Source organism: Paenibacillus sp. BK720 (assembly GCF_011761545.1).
GTDB lineage: Bacteria > Bacillota > Bacilli > Paenibacillales > Paenibacillaceae > Pristimantibacillus.
Genome location: NZ_JAASRQ010000005.1, coordinates 438122 through 461458 on the forward strand (window position 1 = coordinate 438122; position 23337 = coordinate 461458).

15 protein-coding genes are annotated in these 23337 nt (G+C 51.1%); 8 read left to right on the plus strand and 7 right to left on the minus strand.

From position 1 onward, the window contains the following. Positions 1 to 95: 95 nt before the first annotated feature. The 6 genes from FHT67_RS20995 (at position 96) to FHT67_RS21020 (ending at position 14221) form a co-directional block, all read left to right on the plus strand. Positions 96 to 6479 carry an S-layer homology domain-containing protein gene (locus tag FHT67_RS20995; RefSeq protein ID WP_167201195.1) on the plus strand — a complete coding sequence of 2128 codons (6384 nt, stop codon included), beginning with the start codon at positions 96 to 98 and terminating at the stop codon, positions 6477 to 6479. Positions 6480 to 6611: 132 nt separating this feature from the next. After that, positions 6612 to 8132 carry an ABC transporter substrate-binding protein gene (locus FHT67_RS21000; RefSeq protein ID WP_167201197.1) on the plus strand — a complete coding sequence of 507 codons (1521 nt, stop codon included), beginning with the start codon at positions 6612 to 6614 and terminating at the stop codon, positions 8130 to 8132. A 36-nt stretch (positions 8133 to 8168) separates the two neighbouring features. After that, entirely contained in the window at positions 8169 to 9878 is a 1710-nt protein-coding gene (locus tag FHT67_RS21005) for a sensor histidine kinase (protein ID WP_167201199.1), read from the plus strand. Between the two features lie 2 nt (positions 9879 to 9880). Continuing rightward, a complete protein-coding gene (locus FHT67_RS21010) occupies positions 9881 to 11497 on the plus strand; it encodes a response regulator transcription factor (RefSeq protein ID WP_167201201.1) in 1617 nt (538 codons plus the stop codon). Between the two features lie 220 nt (positions 11498 to 11717). Next, positions 11718 to 12575, plus strand: coding sequence for a sugar phosphate isomerase/epimerase family protein (locus FHT67_RS21015; protein WP_167201203.1), 858 nt, complete (start codon positions 11718 to 11720; stop codon positions 12573 to 12575). A 260-nt stretch (positions 12576 to 12835) separates the two neighbouring features. Beyond that, complete coding sequence (locus FHT67_RS21020) at positions 12836 to 14221, plus strand: PAS domain-containing sensor histidine kinase (protein WP_208403405.1); 1386 nt, start codon at positions 12836 to 12838, stop codon at positions 14219 to 14221. Here the strand turns inward: FHT67_RS21020 and FHT67_RS21025 are convergent. The 4 genes from FHT67_RS21025 to FHT67_RS21040 all read right to left on the minus strand — a co-directional run bounded on the left by FHT67_RS21025 (position 14196) and on the right by FHT67_RS21040 (position 17400). Continuing rightward, complete coding sequence (locus FHT67_RS21025; protein ID WP_132310688.1) at positions 14196 to 14987, minus strand: cytochrome c oxidase assembly protein; 792 nt, start codon at positions 14985 to 14987, stop codon at positions 14196 to 14198. The two genes, FHT67_RS21020 and FHT67_RS21025, sit on opposite strands and share 26 nt — an antisense overlap. After that, the gene (locus FHT67_RS21030; protein ID WP_132310686.1) at positions 14974 to 15411 is read right to left on the minus strand and encodes a DUF2243 domain-containing protein; all 438 of its coding nucleotides are present in this window, start codon (positions 15409 to 15411) and stop codon (positions 14974 to 14976) included. The genes FHT67_RS21025 and FHT67_RS21030 overlap by 14 nt, the downstream gene beginning before the upstream one ends. A gap of 62 nt (positions 15412 to 15473) precedes the next feature. Next, complete coding sequence (locus FHT67_RS21035) at positions 15474 to 15656, minus strand: hypothetical protein (protein WP_132310684.1); 183 nt, start codon at positions 15654 to 15656, stop codon at positions 15474 to 15476. Positions 15657 to 15720: 64 nt separating this feature from the next. After that, positions 15721 to 17400: a ribonuclease J gene (locus tag FHT67_RS21040; protein ID WP_167201206.1), complete on the minus strand. Its 1680-nt coding sequence runs from the start codon at positions 17398 to 17400 to the stop codon at positions 15721 to 15723. A 159-nt stretch (positions 17401 to 17559) separates the two neighbouring features. Here FHT67_RS21040 and FHT67_RS21045 point away from each other — a divergent pair, with 159 nt between their 5' ends. Then, entirely contained in the window at positions 17560 to 18402 is an 843-nt protein-coding gene (locus FHT67_RS21045) for an SPL family radical SAM protein (RefSeq protein WP_167201208.1), read from the plus strand. Between the two features lie 108 nt (positions 18403 to 18510). Beyond that, positions 18511 to 19164, plus strand: a complete 654-nt coding sequence (locus tag FHT67_RS21050; RefSeq protein WP_132310678.1) for an SGNH/GDSL hydrolase family protein — start codon at positions 18511 to 18513, stop codon at positions 19162 to 19164. Positions 19165 to 19220: 56 nt separating this feature from the next. Here FHT67_RS21050 and FHT67_RS21055 read toward each other — a convergent pair whose 3' ends face one another. The 3 genes from FHT67_RS21055 to FHT67_RS21065 all read right to left on the minus strand — a co-directional run bounded on the left by FHT67_RS21055 (position 19221) and on the right by FHT67_RS21065 (position 23318). Further along, on the minus strand, positions 19221 to 21608 hold the full coding sequence (locus FHT67_RS21055) for an MMPL family transporter (RefSeq protein WP_167201210.1): 2388 nt from the start codon (positions 21606 to 21608) through the stop codon (positions 19221 to 19223). Between the two features lie 36 nt (positions 21609 to 21644). Next, on the minus strand, positions 21645 to 22262 hold the full coding sequence (locus FHT67_RS21060) for a TetR/AcrR family transcriptional regulator (protein ID WP_208403406.1): 618 nt from the start codon (positions 22260 to 22262) through the stop codon (positions 21645 to 21647). 252 nt (positions 22263 to 22514) lie between these two features. Next, positions 22515 to 23318 (minus strand): alpha/beta hydrolase, encoded by an 804-nt coding sequence (locus tag FHT67_RS21065; RefSeq protein ID WP_167201212.1) that lies wholly within the window; start codon positions 23316 to 23318, stop codon positions 22515 to 22517. Positions 23319 to 23337: the final 19 nt, after the last annotated feature.

A 23337-nucleotide genomic window follows, 5' to 3' on the forward strand; every position in this document is an offset into this window, starting at 1 on the left:
AGTCCGGATATAACCTGTTTCAGCCTGGTGATAGTAGGAAGGATTTTAAAGCTCATTATTGACAGCGCTTTCAAATAAGATAGAGGAGGATTTCGATGAAACGGTTATCCATGCACGATATCGGAAAGACATCCCTTAAAGCGATGCTCATTGTCAGCTTGTTATTGAGCGCGCTTTTTGGCAATGCCGCCAGCAGAGCAAGCGCAGATCCGGGACCGACGCGCGTACCAACGAATCCGTATCCAAGCCCTGCGGTGGATAGCGCACTGACGAGGCATGACTTGACCTACGCCCCAAGCCCGCTGGACAATCCGTTAAAAGGGTTTGCGCCGTTCTATCCGTGGGAAACGGAGACCTCCTTTCCCCACAGCTTGGAATGGTATTACGTACCGCTGAAGGCGGTGATGAACGGCCCGGATTCCTTTACGTTCGATACGGGCATTGAGCCGGCTCTGAATGCCATTGCGGCAAGAGGGAATCAGGCGGCGCTCAGAGTCTATCTTGAATATCCGGGCAAAGAAGATGCCATACCGGCGTTTATTCATGACAGCGGCGTTGCCATGCGCCATAACGATACCTTTGACCAAGACGAGCCGGATTACGACGACCCTTTAATGGTCACGTATTTGACGAACTTCATTAAAGCTTTCGGCGCAAAGTATGATGGGGATCCGCGTATCGGCTTTATTCATATGGGCCTCGTTGGTTTATGGGGGGAGTGGCATACTTACCCTTACGATGAGGATACGGCGGACGGACTGCCGAACTATATGCCTAACGCCGCTACCATCGAAGAGCTTTTTACCGCCTACGATGCAGCCTTCGATTACACGAAGCTTGAGGTCCGGTATCCCGGTTTGCCTGGCGCATCGGAGCACCATATAGGCTACCATGACGACTCCTTCGGTTATAAGGAGGGCGATCCGCTGCAAAGCGTAACGCAGCCCGAGAGTATGGGCGGAGCCTATTATTCGTTCCTGACCAAGATGCTGGAAGCCGGTGCGGAAAATAAATGGATAACGGAATCGGTTGGCGGGGAAGTACGCCCGGAAATTCAGAGCCAGCTGTTCAGCGGCGGGACTAACGTTGATCATGCCATGGACGATATCGAGCTGACTCATGCGACGTGGATGATTAACCAAGGCGGTATCAGCAGCTATAACGCTAATGATGCTGCCGTTGCCGCCGGCGTGAGAAAGATGGGCTACGATCTGAATGTAAAGAGCGCTTACTATAATGATGCTGCTCAAGGCGACCCGCTTAAGGTTGGCGTCACCATTCAGAACAATGGCGTTGCTCCTTTCGCTTATCCTTGGAAGGTAGAGCTGGGAGTCAAGAATGCATCGGGAAAACTCGTGAAAGAGTGGGATACAGCCTGGGATTTGACGAAGGTTATGCCTTCGGAGATCAGAACGTATCCGGAATGGAATGTAGCCGGCGATCCGAAATATGTTCCGTTCGGCGAGCCTTATTATTTCGATACGACAATTGCCGCTCCGGGGCTAAATGACGGTTATTACTATTTAGTTATGAGGGTTGTAAATCCGTTAGAGGCGATTAGCAGTAAGGCGAAAAAAGTAGGATTCGCAAATACCGATCAAGACAAGGAGGGCTGGTTGAATTTGGGGCCAGTCCGGATAGGGGATTGCGCCTCGCCTTGTTCGGAGCCTCCAACATCGCCGCCGGCACCTCCAAAACGCCTGCTCGTCGATGATTACGACGGAACGCCGGCCTGGTCCGGAAACACGCAAAATGATCTGAACCAATGGACCGGATCAAGCGGTTTTGCCAATGGGAACGGCGCCGGTATTGTGGAAGACGGCGCATTAGTGCTGCAATATCAGAATATGTCGCGGATGGAAACCAATATCGGCCGAAATCTCGCAGATACGAGGAAGCTGGTCATTCGGGCGAAAGGAGCCGCCGGAGGCGAAGAGAATCAGGTCAATATCAGCATTGGCGGCGTAACGAAGACACTGGGTCAATTGAGCGGCGATACGGTTACGACAAGCTATAAAGACTTCGTTATCGATTTGCCTGATCAAGGAGTAGATCTGTCGCAAACGATTTGGAGCATTGCGGTCTCGCAAGCTGCTTGGGGCACTACGGGAACTATCTATCTCGATGAAATCTATTTTACGGATAAGGTAGATTCAGATACGGACCCGGGTACGGATCCTGGATCCGGTACCGACAAACCGGGACTTATCGAGGATTTCGAGTCTTATGCCAATGACGCTGCGCTTGGGCAAGCATGGACGGAAGCGTGGTCCGACAAACCGGGCTCCGTTATAAGATCGTTAGGTCAGTCGAGCGGAAGCAAGGGCCTCCGGCTGTCGACCGCTATCGCGGATTCCGAATGGTCGAATATTCTTTATTCCATTCCTTCGGACAAGAGGGATTGGTCGAAGTATGACGGGGTAAGCTTCTGGGTGGACAATACAACTAGCGATAATAAGGATTTCAGCTTGAATGTCGCGCTTCAGACGCCTGCGGCCAAAGGCGAGTTCGGATTGAAGGAAGGCGGCCATGCCTTAACGATTGCGGCAGACGGGAGCATGCAGCCTGCGGCATTTAATGGCGGTTCGCTTCGTATTCCCGCAGGCTTCAACGGTATTGTAAAGCTCGCTTGGGATCAATTCGTTCAATCCGCATGGCAGTGCGGCGGCGTTCAGCCGGAATGCTCGGCGGTGCTTGATCCAAGCGAGGTAACCGGTCTTCAGTTCGGATACCCGCCTTCGGGATATCCTCATAACGTTATTACGATTGATGACATTACACTCTATCGGGCGGATAAGATATTGGACGATTTCGAATCGTACGCGGACGATGCCGCTTTGCAGAACACTTGGCGGATCGACTGGGAATCCGGAGAACCTTCAACGATTCGCGCGATTGACCGGGCGAATGTGTCGAATGGCAATCAAGCGATGAAATTTTCCGTGTCTCCGCCTCCGGGCAAATCGGCATCCGATTGGGTAAATATCAAACGCGTGGCCTTTAGCGGAACGGATTCGGATTGGTCCGCCTTTGACGGACTCACCTTCTGGGTCCATAACCAGTCGCCAACGAATAAAAATATGGATTTGAATCTCTCGCTTGTTACGGATGCGCCAAAAGGCGAGTTTTCCTTGAAAGAAGGGGGAACCGTACAATTCTATCAATCGGCTGATGGCTGGGAGGCAGTCACTCTTGGCGGGGGAGCCCTATCCATTGCCGCCGGTTACAAAGGAATGGTCAGAATTCCTTGGAGCTCATTCGCGCAATCCGCATGGCAAGGCTGCGATGCCTGCGACGCTGAGTTTGACGCAAGCAAGGTTCTGCAAATTCAATTCGGCTTTGGCCCGAAAAATCAAGCCGACAATGTTCTCAGCATCGACCGGATTGCCCTCTATGCGTTAGCTGGCAGAACCGGCGGATCGGGAGGAGGACCAACGACGGATCCCGTTGACCACCCGGCGCCGCCTGCTTGGGCAACAAAAGCCGGAACGGAAGAGCTGACGTATCAAAATGCGCCCGTAGATAATCCGCTTAAGGGCCTCCTTCCTTTCTACGACGCATCGGAGGAGTCTTATTTTACCGAAGGCGATGATTGGAGAGACCGGGGGACACAGCTGCCTTACAGCATGGAGTTCTTCTACTTGCCGCTTAATAAGCTAATGAATAACCTGAATGATTTTAATTGGACGGAGCTGGACAAACGGCTTGAAGCCGTCGCATCCAGAGGCAATCAGGCCGTATTCCGAGTCTATCTGGACTATCCGAACAAGCCGTCCGGCATCCCGCAATTCCTTCTGGATGAAGGGCTGGAGACTTATGCTTACTCGGAATACAACAACGGTAAAGACGCTGCCAGTCTAGCGCCTAATTACAATGATGAGCATTTAATGGGAGCCCTGGACAATTTCATTGAAGCGCTGGGAGCCCGTTATGACGGCGATCCCCGTATCGGTTTCCTGACCATTGGCTTGATCGGCTTCTGGGGGGAGTGGCATACGTATCCTTACGACGGGAATATCAAATCACCGAATCTAATGCCGACGGACGCCAACCTGAAGCGGGTTCTTACCGATATGGACAATGCGTTTAACGAGACGCAGCTCGTATTGCGGTATCCGATGGACAACAGCACGCTGAAGACCAAAAACTTCGATGTCGGCTATCACGACGATTCCTTTGCTTTCCAGACGCTGCCGCCAAGTCTGGGAGGACAGGGCTGGCATTTCTGGGGGAGAGTCAACGACGCCGGAGTGACGGACTTCTGGAAATCGAACAGCATGGGCGGAGAGATGAGACCGGAAATCCAGCTGAAGATGTGGAACAACGATCCGCCGGTTTACAATGAACCATCGGCGCCAATCGAGGGAGCGCAGGGCGAGGATTACTACACCAGTCTAAACCTAACCCATGCCTCCTGGTTAATTACGCAGGGCGTTTTCCAAACTCCGCTGGAATCCGAGCCGCTGGCAAGAGCTGCCGAAGGCTCGCGCAGATTGGGCTATGAATATTATGTACCCGCCACTTATCTAGACGCATCCGACGGAAATCTGAAAGTGGGAGTAGAGCTTGAAAACAGAGGAGTAGCGCCGTTCTACTATGACTGGAAGGTAGAGCTTGCGGCCAAATCGGACAATGGCATCGTAAAAATATGGGAACCGGGTTGGGATTTGAAAGACCTGCTTCCTAATACGAATGGATTCGATAACAATAAGCTGTTCGAATCGACCAGCAATCCGGCTCTAAGCAACGGAAGCTATCAAATTCTGATGCGTTACGTGAATCCGTTGGAAGCGATCAACGCAGACGCCAAGAAGTTCCGCTTCGCTAACGCGGAGCAAAATAGCGACGGATGGCTGGAGCTAGGCAGCGTAGACGTATCGAATAGCACGGTCGAGGCTCCGGTCAGAGTGACGGGCTTAACGGCGAATACGCCAAGCCGGCTTCAATTGACTCCTGCCTCCAGCGCTCAGATTAGCGTTACGGTCGTGCCGGCGGAAGCGGGCAATAAAAGAGTCGTATGGTCTTCAGCCAATAATGAAGTCGCCTACGTATCCGCTGATGGCTTGGTCAAAGCTGTTGGAATCGGCAGCACCGTCATTACCGCTAAATCTGCTGACGGCAATCTGGAGAAGCGATTCCAGGTGACGGTTGCGTCCGGTGATTCAAGCTCGAACCCGTCCTCTGGCGGCTCATCTACGCAGCCAGGGCCGGAAGTAACGGATAAAGGAATCAAGCTGGGGCAAGATGCCGTAACCGTTATCCGTTCAACGAATGAGAGCGGCGTAAGCGAAACGACGGCTGCCGTTGATGCGAAGAAGCTTCAGGATGCCTTCCAAGCTCTTCGCGAACATGCGGCTGCCGTGAAATCGAATTCCGTCATTATCGAATTGAATAACAACGGCGGAAGCGTAAAGGTGAATATTCCTTCATCTGCATTAGTGAATGCAGGGAATGACCTGTCGGATGCGGTTATCCTTATCCAGACGGATTTTGGAAGCTATAAGCTCCCCGTCAAAGCATTAGGCTTGGCTGCTGTTGCGCAAAAGCTTGGCGCGAGCGCTGAGAATATGACCCTGAGCGTTGTCATTGACAAAGTTGCAGGAAGCACGGCGGATGCGTTGGCCGAACAAGCAAGAAAAGAAGGGTTAACCTTGCTGGCTCCTGCATGGGATTACAAAATCTATGCTCAAGCAAACGGACAGTCGATCGAAATAACCGGCTTCGGCAGCACCTATGTGGAGAGAACGGTTATTGTGCCGGGGACCATTGATCCAGCGCACACGACGGCACTTCTGTTCAACCCGGAAACCTCGACATTCCGTTTCGTTCCGTCGGTCCTTCAAGATAACGAAGGCAATAAAGAAGTTGTGATCAAACGAAACGGGAACAGCATTTATGCGGTCGTTTCGGATTCGGGCAGCAGAACGTTCGCCGACCTTCAAGGCCACTGGGCTAGATCGGAAATCGAATTGCTAGCCTCGAAACGAATCATTAACGGTACTGCGCCTGACCGCTTCTCGCCGGAGAAAGCGATTACCCGCGCGGAGTTCACGGCCTTGCTTGTTCGCTCCCTTGGTCTTAGCTCCGCGGATACGGCCGCTTCCTTTAGCGACGTAGCCAAAGGAGACTGGTTCGCGGATGCGATCGCAACGGCGGTTGATGCGGGCATCATTAACGGCTATACGGATGGTTCGTTTAAACCAAACGAACGAATCACCCGCGAACAAATGGCGGTTATGATAGCCAGCGCTCTGGATTACGTGAACAAACCGGTTCAAGTGAATGATAATGCTCTTGGCAGCTATAAGGATCAAACTTCCGTTAGCTCATGGGCTAAAGCTTCGATCGCCGAATTGCTAACCGCTCAAATCATAAAAGGGAAGTCCATGGCGACAATAAATCCGGCAGCGAATGCAACCCGGGCGGAAGCTGTCGTGATGATCAAACGGTTCTTGCAATTCGTCCGGTTTATGAATTAAAAAGCAGATGAATAAGGGAGCACATGACGGTAGCGCTCATGTGCTCCCGTTCTATGACGGCAGCATATTCACGTTACCGGAATTCGTGTAGACTAGCATTGAGACTTTATGGTGAAGGGGAAGCGTTACAAGATGAAGCCTGCCGTGATCGGTACCGTTGCGATACTTTTCTTCTCTCTCGTATTCGCTTTATTCAGCCAGTATATTAACCCGGGATCATCGAAATCGCCAGGAGCCCATCATTCCGATGCGGCGGATAATACGGAAAAAGGCGTACCGGAGACGTTTGTCACGCTCAAAGTGATTATGCCCGGGGACCAGTCGTCCCGCATGGGCGATTTTGTCGAGAATGAACTGAACGACCGTCTCAAGAAGGATCTGAACATGAATCTGGAATTGACTTATATTCCATGGTCCAATTACCAGCAGAAGCTGGAGCTGGCCCTATCAACCGGAGAAGATTACGATTTGTTCTGGTATGGCGCGCCATTCGTTTCCGTTTATTACAGCAAAGGCTATATTCAGCCGTTAGACGAGCTGCTTGGCCAATATGGACAGGATCTGATTAAACATATACCCGAAGACAACTTCAACCAGAACCGGATCGACGGGAAGCTTTGGGCGATACCGTCTCAGGCTTTTACATCCGCCGGGAAATTCTCCTCCGTCATGGTCCGCCAGGACTTGCTGGAGAAGGTCGGCATGACGGACATTAAGTCGATAGCGGACCTGGAACGATTCTATCAAAGCATGCACGCGATAGACCCAAGCTACTACGGCTATTTGGAAACCGACCGCGGGCATGAATTGTTGTGGCGCGAATTGACGGACCGGAACTACTCTTCCTTGGACGAAAGAATGCTATTTATGGTGGATGAGGATACGGGAGAGCTGCTCAGTTACGTGGAATCCGATCTATATAGGAAAGTAGCTCAAATACGCGAGTCCTGGGTGAACAAGGGGATTATTGACCTGAACCTAGTGGGAAATCCGGCAGCGAAGATCGATCAGGAGAATGCGGGTAAGCTTCTTTTCCGCGTAGGCGCCGTTTCCCGAGCAATGGAAAATCTGCAAACGGCGCGGAATGCCGATCCAAAAGCAAGGCTCCGCGAGTACTATCTTGCGAAAGAGAAGCCAAAGTATATTACGACGCCAAGCAATGAAGCCTTTATGATCACCTCCGCTTCGAAAAATCCGGAACGCGCCATGATGTTTATGAATTGGATTTTGCAGAGCAAGGCAAATTACAATTTTATTATTTACGGGGTTGAAGGAAAGGATTATGTGCTGGAAAACGGTAAAATCAAGCAATTGACCAATGATCAGCTGATGTACGAATGGATGTGGCGGAACAAGGACTATTTCATCGCGCCAGCCAGCGTAGAGGATGATGTGATCGAGGATATGCTTGCGAACGACGAGAATTCCCGCATTTCCAAGCTATCCGGATTTCATTTCAACGAAGCTCCCGTTAAGAACGAAATCGCGCAAGTGATGGCGGTCTATAAAGAAAAATTCGAGCCTATCAACTTCGGGATAGCCAGTTACGATCAATATTACGAAGATGCGCTCGCAGCCCTCAAGAAAGCGGGCTTTGACATTGTTTTCGCCGAGTTGAAAAAGCAGTTCTCCGAATTCCAACGCCAGCATTAAACGAGGGTGAGCCAGAAGCTGAGAGGACGATCAGTCATGAGCCGATTCAACATATTTACCAAATTGATCGCGACATTGTTGATATTACTTATCCCGATTCTGCTCCTGTTCGCCGTGTCGAATCGAACAAGCACGGATGTGTTGACCGACGAAATCATCAAGGTGAAGCGATACCAGATCGAAACGTTCGCCAACCAGCTGGACCAGTTGTTTTTCCGGCTGGATACGTATAAGAAAATGCTGTACGAAAGCACGGACGTACGAAATTTAGCTTATCCCGATTTGCTGGACGATGTGCTCGATAAATACCGGGTCAATCGAACCGTCTCGGAAGAGATCAATCGGCTTGCCGGTTACGGCGATTGGAAAGCGGTGATCGCGGTGCTTTATCCCAAAACCGGTATCGTGATCAAAAGCAATTCCAGCTTGAATGCGCTCCCAAAGGAACTGCCCCTGCAAGACACCTTTTGGCAGTATTATCCCGATTCCAACGAGGATTATTTCATGGGGATCTTGTCTTATCCCGAGAACTCGGCGGAGACCGGCGAGGCGCGTATGCGGGTTGTGCTTAAATTCGGCGTATCCGCGCTTCGAAGCGCCCTGTCGGAATTTAAAGCGAACGGCTCGGGCGATCCGTTCCTGTACCACCCCGGAGCGGACCCTATTTACAATTATTCGGTTAACGTCAAACAAATCGACGAGTTTCTCCCCCGGCTTAAGGAGATTGATCCTGCTGCGGAAAGCGGCTATATGCTGCTTCAATCCGACAAGACGAAGTATCAGGTTCATTATCAGAAGCTGGAATCGCTAGGCTGGTACCTCGTCGACTATGTACCGATCAGCCATATCATGGCGCCGATCAGCCGGAACCAGACCATGTTTTACATTATAAGCGGCATGCTTCTGTTTATGGGGGCTTATCTTGCTTTCGTGATGTACCGCAATATTCAGATCCCGTTCCGGAAAATGATCCGCAACATGAATCTGATCGAGAAAGGAATTTATTCCGTCAGGATGACCGACAAGCCCAAGGGGGAATACCGGTTCCTGTACGACAGATTCAACTCCATGGCCTCCAAGATCGAGGAGCTGATCGTGGACGTGTACAAGGAACAGCTCCGGTCGAAGGATGCGACGCTGAAGCAGCTGCAGTCGCAGATCAACCCGCATTTTCTGTACAACACGCTTGCTTATATCAAAAGCATGATAGAGCTCAAGGAAAATAAAGCGGCTATCTCGATGACCATGAATCTAAGCAGGTATTACCGGTATACGACCAAGACGGGAAGCAAGATGGTGCGGCTCCAAGAGGAGCTGGACCTGATCCATTTCTATCTGGAAATCCATTGCATGCTAAGGGATGACTTCGAGTTTCAGATCGACATAGAGCCGCAGATGGAGGAGCTCGAGGTTCCGCGGTTAATCGTACAGCCGCTTGTGGAGAACGTTATTTTGCATTCATTCAATAATCACTCGGAATACGGAATGATCCGCATAAGGTGCTGGAGCGAGGAAGGAATGAACCATGTTGCGGTGGAGGACAACGGCACCGGCGGGGATCATGACTTGATCGAATCCATGCGCAAGAAAATTCATTCGAGCAGCGAGGAAATAGAATCCGGGTTGAAAAACGTTCATCAGCGTCTGCGCTTAATGTACGGCGGCGAATCGGGCGTGCATCTTCGCAAATCGGAGTTAGGAGGACTTTGCGTGCAATTAAGCTGGAGCGGCAAGGAGGGGGGATAAGCATGTACGAAATATTAATCGTAGACGATCATACGCACCTGGTTGACAGTCTGGCGATTGGACTTCCGTGGAGGGAAATGGGAATTTCCAATGTCTATAAAGCCTATTCCGGCGAGGAAGCCCTTGAGCTGCTGAATTACCGTTCGGTTGATATTGTCGTGACGGATATTCATATGAACGGAATGACCGGACTTGAATTAATCGCACGCATTAACGAGAAATGGAAAAACACGAAGGCGGTTATTATAACCGGCTACGACGAATTTCAATATGCGAGAGAGGCGCTTCAGCAGCAGGTATGCGATTATCTGCTCAAGCCGGTATCGAACGAGGAATTGGAGCATACGCTCCGCGCGATTATCGATAGGATTACGCAGGAAGGAAACGAGCTGCTCAATCAGCAGAAATTCGCCTACCGGTTCCGAGAAAGCCTGCCCAAGTTAAGAGAAATGTTCCTGCTCGAATTGATATCCGGAAAAAGCTACCCGTTATCGGCTTTGCAGGACAAGCTTCAATTGTACGGACTTCCCTTTTCCTCCGAAAAGGATGCCATTCTCTTGTGCATGAGAGTAGAGGAGGACTATTCAAGCACGGATCTCTACAGCCTCTCGCTGATCGAGTACGCCATGTTTAATATCGTGGAGGAGGTTTTCGCGGATAAGTTTCATGTGACCTTCTGCAAGGATTCGCATGATTATTTGATTTTTCTCGTTCAGCCCAAAGAGATTGAACATTCAAGAAGAGACCATTCTGCGATGATAGAAGACTTAGCCAGGCTGTCCCAGCATCAAATCAAGCTTTATTTAAAGTCGAAGGTATCCGTTGTGCTTAGCAGCTGGGGCGGATTTCCGAAAGACATCCTGCCCATGTACCACTCGGCTTTATCCATCTATGCCGATTATATCGGCTACCAGACCGAAAGCTTTTTCGACGCGACGCAAAAAAAAGAGGCTATCGAAGCCCAGCCGTTCGCGGAGCTTTATCGTTCCCAGACGTTTATGGAATTAATGGACCTGGAGCAATGGAACGGATTCGAGAGCAAGCTGAACCGGATATTCGATGAGCTTGAAGGCGGGGCGGGCAGCGGAGCCCGCGAATACGGGCTGCAAATCTACGTTACCTTGCTGCAAGCCTACTCCTATTATTTGCACAAGAAAGGCAAACGGATCTTCGAGGTATTCGGAAGAGAGCTGGATAAGATGCTAAAGATGGATGCCGGTTGGAGCGTAGAGCCGTTAAAGGAATGGGCGTTCGGCAGCTATGTTCAAATCAAGGCTTACAGCGACAGCCGTTCGGATAACATCCGGACCGACCTGATGGAACGAATCCGCCGGTTCATACAAGAGCATGTCAAAGAGATCACCCTTCAAACGGTGGCCGACCACGTCAACCTGCATCCGGTCTATGTATCCAACCTGTTTAAACAGGAAACCGGGGAGAATTTCTCCAACTACGTGCTCCGGCTGCGAATGGAAAAGGCGGTGCAATTGTTGAAGCACAAGGACTTGAGAATAAGTCAAATCGCCCATGAGGTCGGCTATCAGAAGCCGCAATATTTCATTAAGCTGTTCAAAACCCAATACGGGATGACGCCGCAAGAGTTTAAGAACGGTTTATAAGTGGAGGAGCAGCGAATAAGCTGAAACAGCATTTTCGGACGGACCGGCATTCGTTCTTCCGTCAGGTCAAGGGAACGGCGGGAAACTTGGAAGCGGCTGCGGGATCTACATACCGGAGAATGCCGATTAACGGATAGGATCGTTTCCTAGCGCCAATCATGCTATTATTTAATAGATATTTCCATTAAGGAGTCAGCCATACTTGGAGGGAGATCGGACGATGAAATTTGGGATAAGCACCTACAGCTACTATCAAGCGCTTCAATCGGGGGAAATGGACGTTCTTGACGTGATTGCCGCCATTGCGGAAATTGGCGGCGAGCATGTTGAAATTGTACCGCTTGGCTTCCATTTGACGGAGAATCCGGCGTTAATCGAAGGGATCCGACGTAAAGCCGATGAGGTAGGCATTGATGTCTCGAATTATTTGATAGGCGCCAACTTTGCCGGTAAAAGCGAAGCGGAATACGAGCAAGAGATTGAGCGTGTTATGCGGGAAGTGGATATTGCAGCCAAGCTAGGCGTGAGGCTGATGCGCCATGACGTGGCATCGTCGCCGGATACGTCGATTCGCAACTTCAATAACGAGCTTCCTAGGCTGGCGGAGGCCTGCCGCCGAATCGCCGATTATGCGGCCACGAAGGGAATAACAACAACCGTTGAAAACCACGGCTATTTCCTTCAAGCCAGCGATCGTGTCCAGGCGCTCCTTCACGCAACGGACCGGGGCAATTTCAAAACAACGCTGGATGTCGGAAACTTCGTCTGCGTAGACGAGAATCCGGTTGTTGGCGTCTCCAATAATATCGAGTATGCGGCTATGGTGCATGTTAAAGATTTCTATGTGCGTCATCCCGAAAGCGATCTTGGAGACGGCTGGTTCCGTTCCACCCGCGGCAATTACTTGCGTGGGGCTATCGTAGGCCAAGGCGATATCGATATGCGCCGGGTGCTGGGCATTGTGAAGCAATCCGGCTACGACGGCTATATTTCCGTTGAGTTCGAAGGCTTGGAGCCTTGCCGCTTCGGCGTGCAGCAGGGCCTCCATCAATTGAAGAAGATCTGGCAATCGCTGTAAGGACTAAACATAGTTTTCAACAAGGGGGGCGGCATTGCTGCTGTCCTTTTTTGTTATTCTCGACTAGAGAATTTGTGAAATCTGAAGTAAATTTGTTTCCCGCTGTTCTGATTTTACTTAGGGAGTGTATAATCACTACTAGAAAAAAGACAGGAACGTAGGGGGATAGCATGCTCTCATTAAGAGATCATTTTAAACACGAGCTGTTCGTGAATCAAAATAGTGAGCTGACACAATTTTTGTTAAACCGGATTTTGAACATGAAATCGGAATTCGTCTGCATCACGACCTTCCATGACGGTGAATTTATTTACGCCAACGATTCCGTTGTTCAAAGGCTGGGCTATAGCGACGACGAGCTTCTAAAGCGGAATGTTTTTGATTTGGGGATATGGCCGGATGCGGAGAAGCGAGACAGCGTCATGTCCGCTCTGACGGACAGCGGACTGATCCAGGACCTGGAGATAGAGGTCAGAGACCGGCAGAATAATATCGTGACCTGCGTCTTGGATCTGGAGCTTATTAACATCTTGGCCAAACCGTGTATTTTGATCGCGGGCAGAGATATTTCGATCGTAAAAGCCATCGAAAAAAATAAATACGACGAAATGAAAGAAGAGCTGCTGCAGACGGTTCGATCGGTGAACGGTTTCGTGATTCAAATGAAGAAGAGGGAAGACGGCGAGCTTTATTACGTCCTGGCCGAAGGGAAAATCGCGGAGGAGCTTGGTTATACGACGGCTAACAGCTACGGCAAAACGGTCAGGGAAATATTCCCTTTTCTCTACAAGACGGAAGGGCAATATTACGATCGGATTCTCCAGGGGGAAACGATCAGCTTTGAAACCGAGCTGCATGGCAGAAGCTTATACAAGACCTTAAGTCCGTACTATAAGCAGGGGCGCGTTATAGGAATCATAGCAACGGCCGTAGATATTTCCGAGCGGAAAAACATCGAGAAGATGCTGCGCTTGTCGGAGATGAATGCGGCGCTTGGCGAATTGGCTGTTGGCGTGGCGCACGAGATTAGAAATCCGCTGACGGGCATAAGGGGATTCGTTCAGCTTTTAGGCGAAACATTGAAGAGGCATGGGATTGAAAAAGAGCAGCGTTACGTCGAATTAATTCAGACGGAGCTCTCCCGCATTAACGATCTGGTCAGCGAAATGCTGTGGCTCCGCAAGCCTAAAGAGAGCAGCATGGAAATCATCGATATGCTGAAGCTGGTAAACGATATTCTTCCCCTCATCCAGGTGGATACGAATATGAACAATATCCAAATGGACACTTACGGGGTTGTGGCAGGCAAGTCGATTAGAGCCAATATCGCTCTCTTAAAGCAGGTTATTCTGAATTTATGCAAGAACAGCATCGAAGCGATGCAATCGGGAGGCAGGCTGATCCTTGGTCTGCGGGAAGCAGCGAATACCGTAACGCTGTTTGTTCAGGATTCAGGACCGGGAATTCCGCCCGATGTAATGGACAAGCTGTTTACGCCGTTTTTCACGACCAAACAATCGGGCAATGGCTTAGGGCTGTTTATTTCCAAGCAGATTATTATAGAAATGGGCGGGAAGCTGGCGATAGAGACGAGTTCTTCAACGGGAACTGTCGTATCCGTTACTTTTCCCGTGGAGACGGCATGAAGCGCAGGTTTCCCGTTTTGGGACGGGCTGCCCGAAACCACTGCGTGCAAAGAACGAGGATAAGCATGATCTCGATGGCATCCCCGCCGTAATACATCATGTAACCGGCAGTTTCCGATTGCGCCAAAGAAACCCCGTCAGGCGGATGAGCATAAATATGCTTGGATAGAATGCCATGACATGCGGAGGCCATTATAAATACGGCCGCACGGTACATATAAGATGCCTGATAACGGACCGGCTCTACGGAAATCATCGAAGCCGTAAACAGATAACCGGCTAAAAAAATATGCGCATGTACGAGCAGGCTTGCGAGAGCATCATGATGCATAAGCGGGTACAGACGGGTTGCGTATACAAGCCAGAGTCCGCCCACATGGAGCGCGGAGGCTGCAACGGGATTCGTTAACATGCCGAAAAACGGGCTCTTTAAGAGCTTTGTGATTTGCCTTGCCGGACGGACGGGAAGAGTTCTTAGGACAAGGGTCAACGGCGCGGCCATTACCATAAGGAAGGGAGCCAGCATGCCCAATAACAAATGGACAACCATGTGGGCCTCGAAATCATCATGGGCATTATGAAATAAAGGGCCCGTAACGGCTGCGGAGGCAGTTAGAATGCCAAGGGTCCAATAAACGGTGCGAACGATGGGCCAAGGCTTGAGCCGGTTATTCGAAGCCCATGCGGCAAGAATGTAAAGGGTCAACGCGAGCAGCAGCGGAATGGCTACTAGCAGGTCATGGGAAACGGGACTAATCGCGGACATTTGGCGAAGCCTTTCTGCATAGTCGGAAGCCGAAAAGAATCATAAGGCAGGCGAGTACATTCCATATCGCATCATAGATATAGACCTGTTCCACATAACGGATCTGATGCAGCCGCATAAGCTTATGCTGGATCGTCCCGTCATACAGCTGGAATATTCCTGCGCCGAGCCATACGCCTCCCCACCAGCCGACAGGGAAGAAGGCTTGTCTCCTTCGAAGATCGGCTAGAATAAACAAGCCGCCAATGGTCGCGAACCAGCTGAACGCATGAAATAAGCCATCCGAGATTAACCCCAAGCTTGTTGTGGATTTATCATAGAAATGATGCCAATGCAAAAGCTGGTGAAAGAGAGTCTCGTCGACAAAGGCAACCATGCCTATTCCGAACAGAAAGCCTGACCATGTATTGCGGCTGTTTACCATCCTGCAGTTCCTCCTTGACCTGTGCTTAAAAAAATCCGCGGAATCCGCGGATTTTTTGTGTTTTATTCGTTATGTGTTTCAACGATTTCCTCCAGCACGGAGGACGGCTCCCGGCTGGCTGCCAGCACCTCTTGATCGGTTTGGCTGGTGCCTTGGATTTGTTCGGCAGCTTGCGCTTGACGGTTTAATTGCTTCTCTACTTGTCCGATTCCGTGGGCGCCTTGATGGCCGCGGCTTGATGTCATAGGTTTCTCCACCTTTCTTGTTTGTCTGCAACCGGTATTTTATCGGCCTGAATAGTATATCCAGCTAAACCAGAATAATGATCGGAAGAATCATCGGTCTGCGTTTTGTTTTGGCGTACAGGAATTTCCCGACCGACTCTTTAAGACCTTGCTTGTACAGATTCCAAGGCTTATGGAGCTTGTTCTCCTTCTCCAAAAGCTGCTCCATTTCATTTAGCGTGATCCGGTGCACTTCTTCCATTAATCCTTCCGATTCCTTCACGAACACAAAGCCGCGGGAAATGATATCCGGTCCGGACACAATCTTGTTGTCGCTCTTTCCGATCGTTACGACAATAATGAGAATGCCGTCGGCGGACAGCACCTTGCGGTCGCGCAGCACCACGTTGCCTACATCGCCGATCCCAAGACCGTCGACATAGGTGTCTCCGTTCGTGACGCTTCTTTCGTGAAAAGCCTCCGAGCCGGCAAAGTCCACGACATCGCCGTTATTCAAGATAAAGATATTGCTAGCTTTAACCCCTACGGATTCGGCTAATTCGCGATGCAGATGCAGCATCCGGTATTCGCCGTGTATGGGAATGAAATATTGCGGCTTCATGAGGGTAAGCATCAGCTTCAGCTCTTCCTGGCTGGCATGTCCGGATACATGCATGCCGGTGCTTGCACCGGAGCCGTAAATGACTTTGGCTTTTCTCTCGAACAGGTTGTCCACGATACGGGCGACATTCCGCTCGTTTCCCGGAATAGGGGAGGAGGCAAAAATAACGGTATCGCCGGGATGCACGGCAAGCTGCCGGTGATTGCCGCTGGCAATCCGCCCCAACGCCGCCATGGGCTCGCCTTGACTGCCCGTGCACATAACCGTGATTTCATTCCGTTTGTATTTATTGACTTCGGCGATGTCCACCAGCATATTGGAAGGCATGTTGAGATACCCCAAAGTGGAGGCGATCTCCACGACATTAACCATGCTTCTGCCGGCGAGGGCAATTTTGCGGTCCGTTTTGACCGAGGCCTCAATAATTTGCTGAAGCCGGTGCACATTGGATGCAAACGTCGTTATAAAAATCATCCCGTCCGCATTGTAGAAGGCTTCCTGTATGTTGGCCCCAACCAGACGCTCGGAAGGGGTAAAGCCCGGACGTTCCGCATTGGTGCTTTCGGACAATAGCGCCAATACGCCGTTTTTCCCGATCTCCGCCATCTTGTGAATATCGGCGTATTGGTTATTGACGGGAGTAAGGTCGAATTTGAAATCCCCGGTATGGACAACCGTTCCTTGGGGAGTATGAAATACGATGCCGAGGCAATCCGGAATGCTGTGGTTGGTGCTGAAAAAGCTGACGGGAACCTTGCCTAGAGTAATCTCGGACTGCGGTTCAATCTGATGGAGGGTTGTCGAGCCCAGCAGGCCATGCTCCTTCAGCTTCCCTTTGATTAATCCCAGCGTCAGTCTAGTTGCGTAAATAGGCATATTTAATTGTTTGATAATATAGGGGATACCGCCAATATGATCTTCATGGCCATGCGTAACGACAAGGCCCCTGACCTTGCCCTCATTTTCGATAAGATACGCAATATCCGGAATAATCACGTCTATGCCAAGCAGGCTTTCATCCGGAAACTTCGATCCGCAGTCCACAACGATCAGATCGTCGCCGCATTCGATGACATACATGTTTTTTCCGATCTCATTAACCCCGCCAAGAGGGATAACCGACAATTTATCGTTTCCCGCCATGCATCATCCGCCTTTCCATGTTTGTTATTTTCCTTATTTGGTTGGTTTACCCGTTCCTTGGGACCATTATTCCGGAAGAGATTGATTAAAGCTTAAAGTTTGGTTATGATAATCGATAGAACGTTTGTTCCTATTCATCATTGCGGAAAGGGGATTGCCATGGCTGTCGAAATCAAAGATATCGTATCCAAAAGTATCCTAAGCGAAGCCAAGGGGTACTTGGATACAGGCTTCACCCATTCCCTTAACCCATATAGCGGCTGCTCGTTTGCCTGCAAATATTGTTACGTGAGAGAAATGCCGATTCAGAAGTTCAAGCAGATTCCGTGGGGAGAATGGGTGGACATTAAGACAAATGCCGCGGACATATACCGGAATGAAGTAAACAAGCTGCGCCGGAAAAACAAACCGGTTCATATCTTTATGTCGTCGGCAACGGATCCATATCAGCCGGTTGAGCGGGAAGCGGGGATAACAAGGCGAATATTGCGGGAAATGCTGGAGGTCCCTCCCGATCTGATTCAGATTCAGACGCGCAGCCCTCTAATCATGAAGGACATGGATCTTATCGTGCAGCTGAAGGACAAATGCCAGGTGCTTGTGTCGATGACGGTAGAGACGGACCGCGAGGATATGAAGCGGCTGTTCGCCCCTTACGCACCGGGCATCAAGCTGCGGCTGAAGGCTCTTAGGGAGCTGCATGCCGCCGGGATTGCGACGCAGGCTGCGATCTCTCCGGTGCTGCCTTTTACCCCGGATTTCCCGAAGGTATTGGAAGGAATTGCGGACCGGATCTGGATCGATACGCTTACGATCGGGGATGGCTCCATGGGGAAAAGGTCCAAGCGCCTCGGTATGCCTCAGCTGTTTGATGATCATAACCTGGCGGATTGGTACCGGAGCGATATTCATGCCAGGGTCGAGACCTACTTTCGGTCGTTCTTTCCGGCCGAGATGATTCATGTCTCGAAGAGCGAAGCTTTCCCGCTGAATGAAGCATGAATTTCAGTAGCCCTTTTCCCTATTTTTGTTACCACAATAGAATGTATAATGAAAATAGACATTCGATATCTTCAATAATCTGAAAGTTCGGCAGAGGGGGCCATATCCATGTTGTTGGGGGAAAATACGAAGCTGGTTATGATCGGAGATTCGATTACGGATTGCGATCGGGCTAGGCCTAGGGGAGAAGGGCTGTTTGGCGCAATCGGGAAAGGGTATGTTTCGCTGGTAGATTCGTTGCTGACCGCAGCTTATCCGGAGCTAGGGATTCGCGTGGTAAACATGGGGACAAGCGGCAATAACGTCCGGGATTTGACGGAACGCTGGGATACGGATGTCATCGATCTTCGGCCCGACTGGCTGTCTATTATGATCGGTACGAACGATGTATGGAGACAATACGATTTGCCTGCTCAGACCGAGCAGCATGTCTACATCGACGAATACGAAGAGAAGCTGGAAGCTTTGGTGAAACGTACGAGACCAACGCTAGAGGGACTTGTGTTAATGACTCCGTTCTATCTGGAGCCCAATGATGCGGACCCGATGCGCAGAACAATGGATCAATACGGCCGGGTCGTCCAAAAGCTGGCGTCCAAGTACGATGCCCGATTCGTGGATACGCAGGCGGCGTTTAACAAGGTGCTTGATCATATTTATCCGGCAACGCTCGCCTGGGACCGGGTTCATCCCAATATGTCGGGTCATGCCGTGCTTGCCCGGGCCTTTCTGCAAGCGGTTGAATACGATTACAATCGATGATTACGGTGAAATAAAAGAAAGGACCACTGACAGTGGTCCTTTCTTGCGTCTATGTTTTAATGCGCCCGGCTTGGTTTAGCCTTCTTTAATTCTTTATGACCGTTTGGATTGGATGATTTGTTAAGCTCGGCGATCAGCTTGTCGCCTTCCACATCAAGGTTTGGAAGAATGCGGTCGAGCCATTTCGGCATGCCCCATGCTTTGTCGCCAAACACGGCCATAATGGCCGGAACAAGCGCCATGCGGACGAAGAAAGCGTCAATAAGAATACCGATGGTAAGAGCAAAGCCGATTTGCTTCAGCATAATGTCTTCGGTCAGAATGAACCCGGCGAAGACGGATACCATGATAACGGCTGCGGCCACAACGACACGGCTTGCTTGCTTATAACCTTCCACTACGCTAGTCGTTCCTTTGTGCCCGTGAACGTAAGCTTCCCGCATGGAGCTGACAAGGAAGACTTGGTAGTCCATCGCAAGACCGTATAGGATGCCGGATACCATAATCGGCATAAAGCTTAGTAGCGGGCCGCCGGTATCGAAGCCAAACAGGTCGTGCAGCCATCCCCATTGGAATACGGCCGTCGTAATTCCGAAGGTAGCCAGAATACTTAGCAGAAAGCCGGTGGTTGCTTTTACCGGCACGATAATCGACCGGAATACAAGCAGTAGAATAATAAGCGACAGAATCAGGATGATGCCGATATAAATCGGGAACACCTCGGCCAGCTTAGCGGACATATCGATGTTAATGGCCGTGAAGCCGGTAACGCCAAGCGTCACTTTGTTGGATCGGGAGATGCTGGAGTCTTTGTCGCGAAGCTCTTTTACGAGCTTTTTGGTCTCGTCGTCCGTAGGACCCGATTTCGGAATAACGCTGATAATCCCGATGTCGCCGGTCTTGTTAATGCCCATAGGCGTAACAACCGCAACATCGTCATGCTGCTGGATCTCCTGCACAAGCTTGCCGAGCCGTTCAGGCGTAACCTTATCGGAGGAGCTTGCAGGCTCGGCGACGAGCAGAAGCGGCGAGTTGAAGCCCTTGCCAAAGCCGGCCGAGATCGCGTCAAAGCTTTGTCTAGCCGCCGTATCCAGATTCGCGGTATCGCCGGATGGCATGCCTAATTTCATATTGGCTGCCGGAATGGAGGCGGCTCCGAGGATAACGATCACGCTAACGATCACGAGCCAGCGGCGTCGCACAACTCCGTTCGCCCAGCGATGTGCCGTGCCTTGACGGGCAACGCCTGCCTGCTCGTTGTTTTTCTTCCGTGCTTTCTCGGAGACGATACGTTCCCCAACCAGTCCTAGCAAGGCCGGAAGCAAAGTCAGGGCTACCAGGACGTTAATGAAGACGCTTGCCGCTGCAACAAGCGCCATAGCGGTAAGGAAGTCGATATTCATAACAACCATGCCGCATAACGCGATAATGACGGTTAACCCGGCGAAAAATACCGCGCTGCCCGCCGTACCAACCGCACGGCTCGCAGCTTCGCGGGCGCTAAGGCCTTGATCCATGATCATGCGGCGCTGACGGTTCACGATAAACAAGGAGTAGTCGATTCCGACCGCGAGTCCAACCATCATGGCAAGCGCCGGCGTGATATCCGTCATCGGAATAAATTTGGAGAGGGAATAAGCGCCCCCAACGCTAATGCCGACACCCAGCAGTGCGGTTACGAGCGGCAGACCGGCTGCAACAACAGAGCCAAGCGTAATAAACAGTACAACCGCGGCAACAACGATACCAACTCCTTCGGTAGCGCCGATTGCCGGTTTGCCTACCAGCGTATCGCTTGGCAGGGCTTTGATTCCCAAGTTCGCTTGCTCAACGGCGGTAACCGAATCCACAACGTTGTCGATAACCTCTTGAGGCAGCGACATTTGCTGGACGGTGAACTGGAATTGGAACAAAGCGACGTTGCCGTCGGCCGAGATCATAACGCCGGGTACCGGATTGCCTTCAACGATCAACGGACCGTAAGGAGCTGCTGCAGCCGCCTGAGATTGTTCAGACTGCGAAGCGGCTTGCTGCGCTTTTTGTTGCTCGCTGCCGGCGGCGGCATTGCCGGACTGCGCCGCATCCGTTGCCGTTGCGCCCGCCGCGGCAGCTGCTTCCGCCGGATTGATGACATATTCAACGCCGTACACGGCGTTAATGGCTTTCGTAATAGCCGCTATACGCTCGGGCGTATCGAGACGTTCACCCTGCGGGGCGGTGAATACGACGCTTGCTTGCCCGCCGGAGGCCTCCGGCAGCTCTTGGGCCAGCTGATCCAATACCTTTTGCGCTTCCGTGCCTTTGATCTTCATCTCGGAGCTGGTATGAATGCCGTTAATGCCGATCAGGGCGCCAACTACGCCAAGAATGGCAATCCACGCAATGATAAAATGCCAAGGCTTGTTATAAGCGGTCTTGCCTATTTTGTACAGGAAAGTCGACATAACAGTGTGGTTCTCCTTTTATATAGGGATTAATAGCTAAAAACCGTTTTTCAAATAACCAAACATGTCGTCTAAATATTGGTCGAGCGGGATAGAGTCAGAGGCTTCTTCGCTTGATTGACCAGGGAACAGGATGTTGCTGCCGCCGTACAGCATCGGAAGCGCCGCTCCATAAGAAGCGCCAACAAGCAGCTGAATATAGCCCTTCGCATATTTGTCTTCGAACAAATCGAGCAGCAATTGCTGAGCCATCCCTTGATGGCTATGAAGAGCGCTAAGGATATAAGGCTCCAGGGTAGGATGCTGCTTGGACAGCTTCACGAGCTCGCGCGTTTTTTTGAACAGCCCTGCGGTAAGCTCCATTCGGACCAGATGCTCCATAACCTCAATCGGAGTGGAGGTCTCCGTCAGATTCTCGATCAGCTGCTGCACCTCTTCTACATTGTTGAAGGCGGAGGAAGCCCCCATAACAACCGCTTCTTCCTTGCAGGAAAAATGGTTCGCAAACGTTCTTCTCGAATATCCCGCGCGCTGCACGACATCTTCTACTACAAAACCGTCCATTCCGCGTTCCATCGCGAGATCAAATGCCGCCTCCGAAAGCGCATTAGCCGTTGCCTCTCTTTTGACATCACGCAAGCTTTGCTTGTTCATCGTAGACCGGCCGCGTGCCTTCACCTCTCTTCGGTTCGTTGCCCATTGGGCAACAATTGTATAAGTATATTATTGCCCAATGGGCAATAATGCACAACGGGCAGAGTTTGACGGTTTTGTGGCAGAAACGGGCGAGGGGCCTGCCAACATGAGCTGTAACACGAAAATTTCCTCTAATCTAGTTTCCGTTCCTTCCTTGAAAGAAAAAGAACGACCAGGGACAAAATCCCTGGCCGTTCTTACAAATCGACGTTATTCCAACCCCAGCCCGATCGAATCCAGCCATTCGATGCACAAGCCGAACCAATGTGCGCAGTGCGGGTTTGGCGTATGTACTTCTTCGTTGCACATGGACAGGCCATGCTGTCCCTTGTTGAAAATATGGCACTCGAACGGTACCTGATTTTTACGCAAGGCGCTGATCATGAGCAGGGCGTTCTCCACGGTCACCGCCGAATCGTCCTCCGTATGCCACAGGAAGGTTGGAGGCGTGCCGCTGGTCACTCTTTTCTCGATGGAGAAGAAGCGGGCCGCGTCGTCATCCTCGTGAGAGCCGGTCAAGTTATGGAACGAGCCCCGATGCGCAAACTCCCCGGAGGTAATGACCGGATAGCCAAGGATCAGCGCGTTAGGCTTCACCAGATCCCCGGCACCGTTCAGACGCTCCATAAGCGCCGGCTCATTCCACATGGTGCCGGTTGATGCGGCTAAATGTCCGCCTGCCGAAAAGCCGCAGACCGCGATTTTGTCACCGGCAATCCGCCATTCCCCGCTATGCTCTCTCAATATCCGGATCGAATCCAGCGCCTCAACCATAGGCTGCATGTCCCGCGCATCTTCCCCGACGGAATATCGAAGAATAGCCGCGTGATAGCCGGCATTATAGAAGGCGATGGCCACCGGCTCGGCTTCGCGCTCGGACACCATTCCGTACCCGCCGCCGGGGGCAATTAGAATAATAGGCCGCGGTTTCGCTCTTAGTTCGGTTATGTCGTGCAAATAGACGGTTAAGGTTGCCTGCCTGCTGTTTTCAAGCTTCATCGTTTCCAGTCTCATGATCCATTTCCTCCTTTAT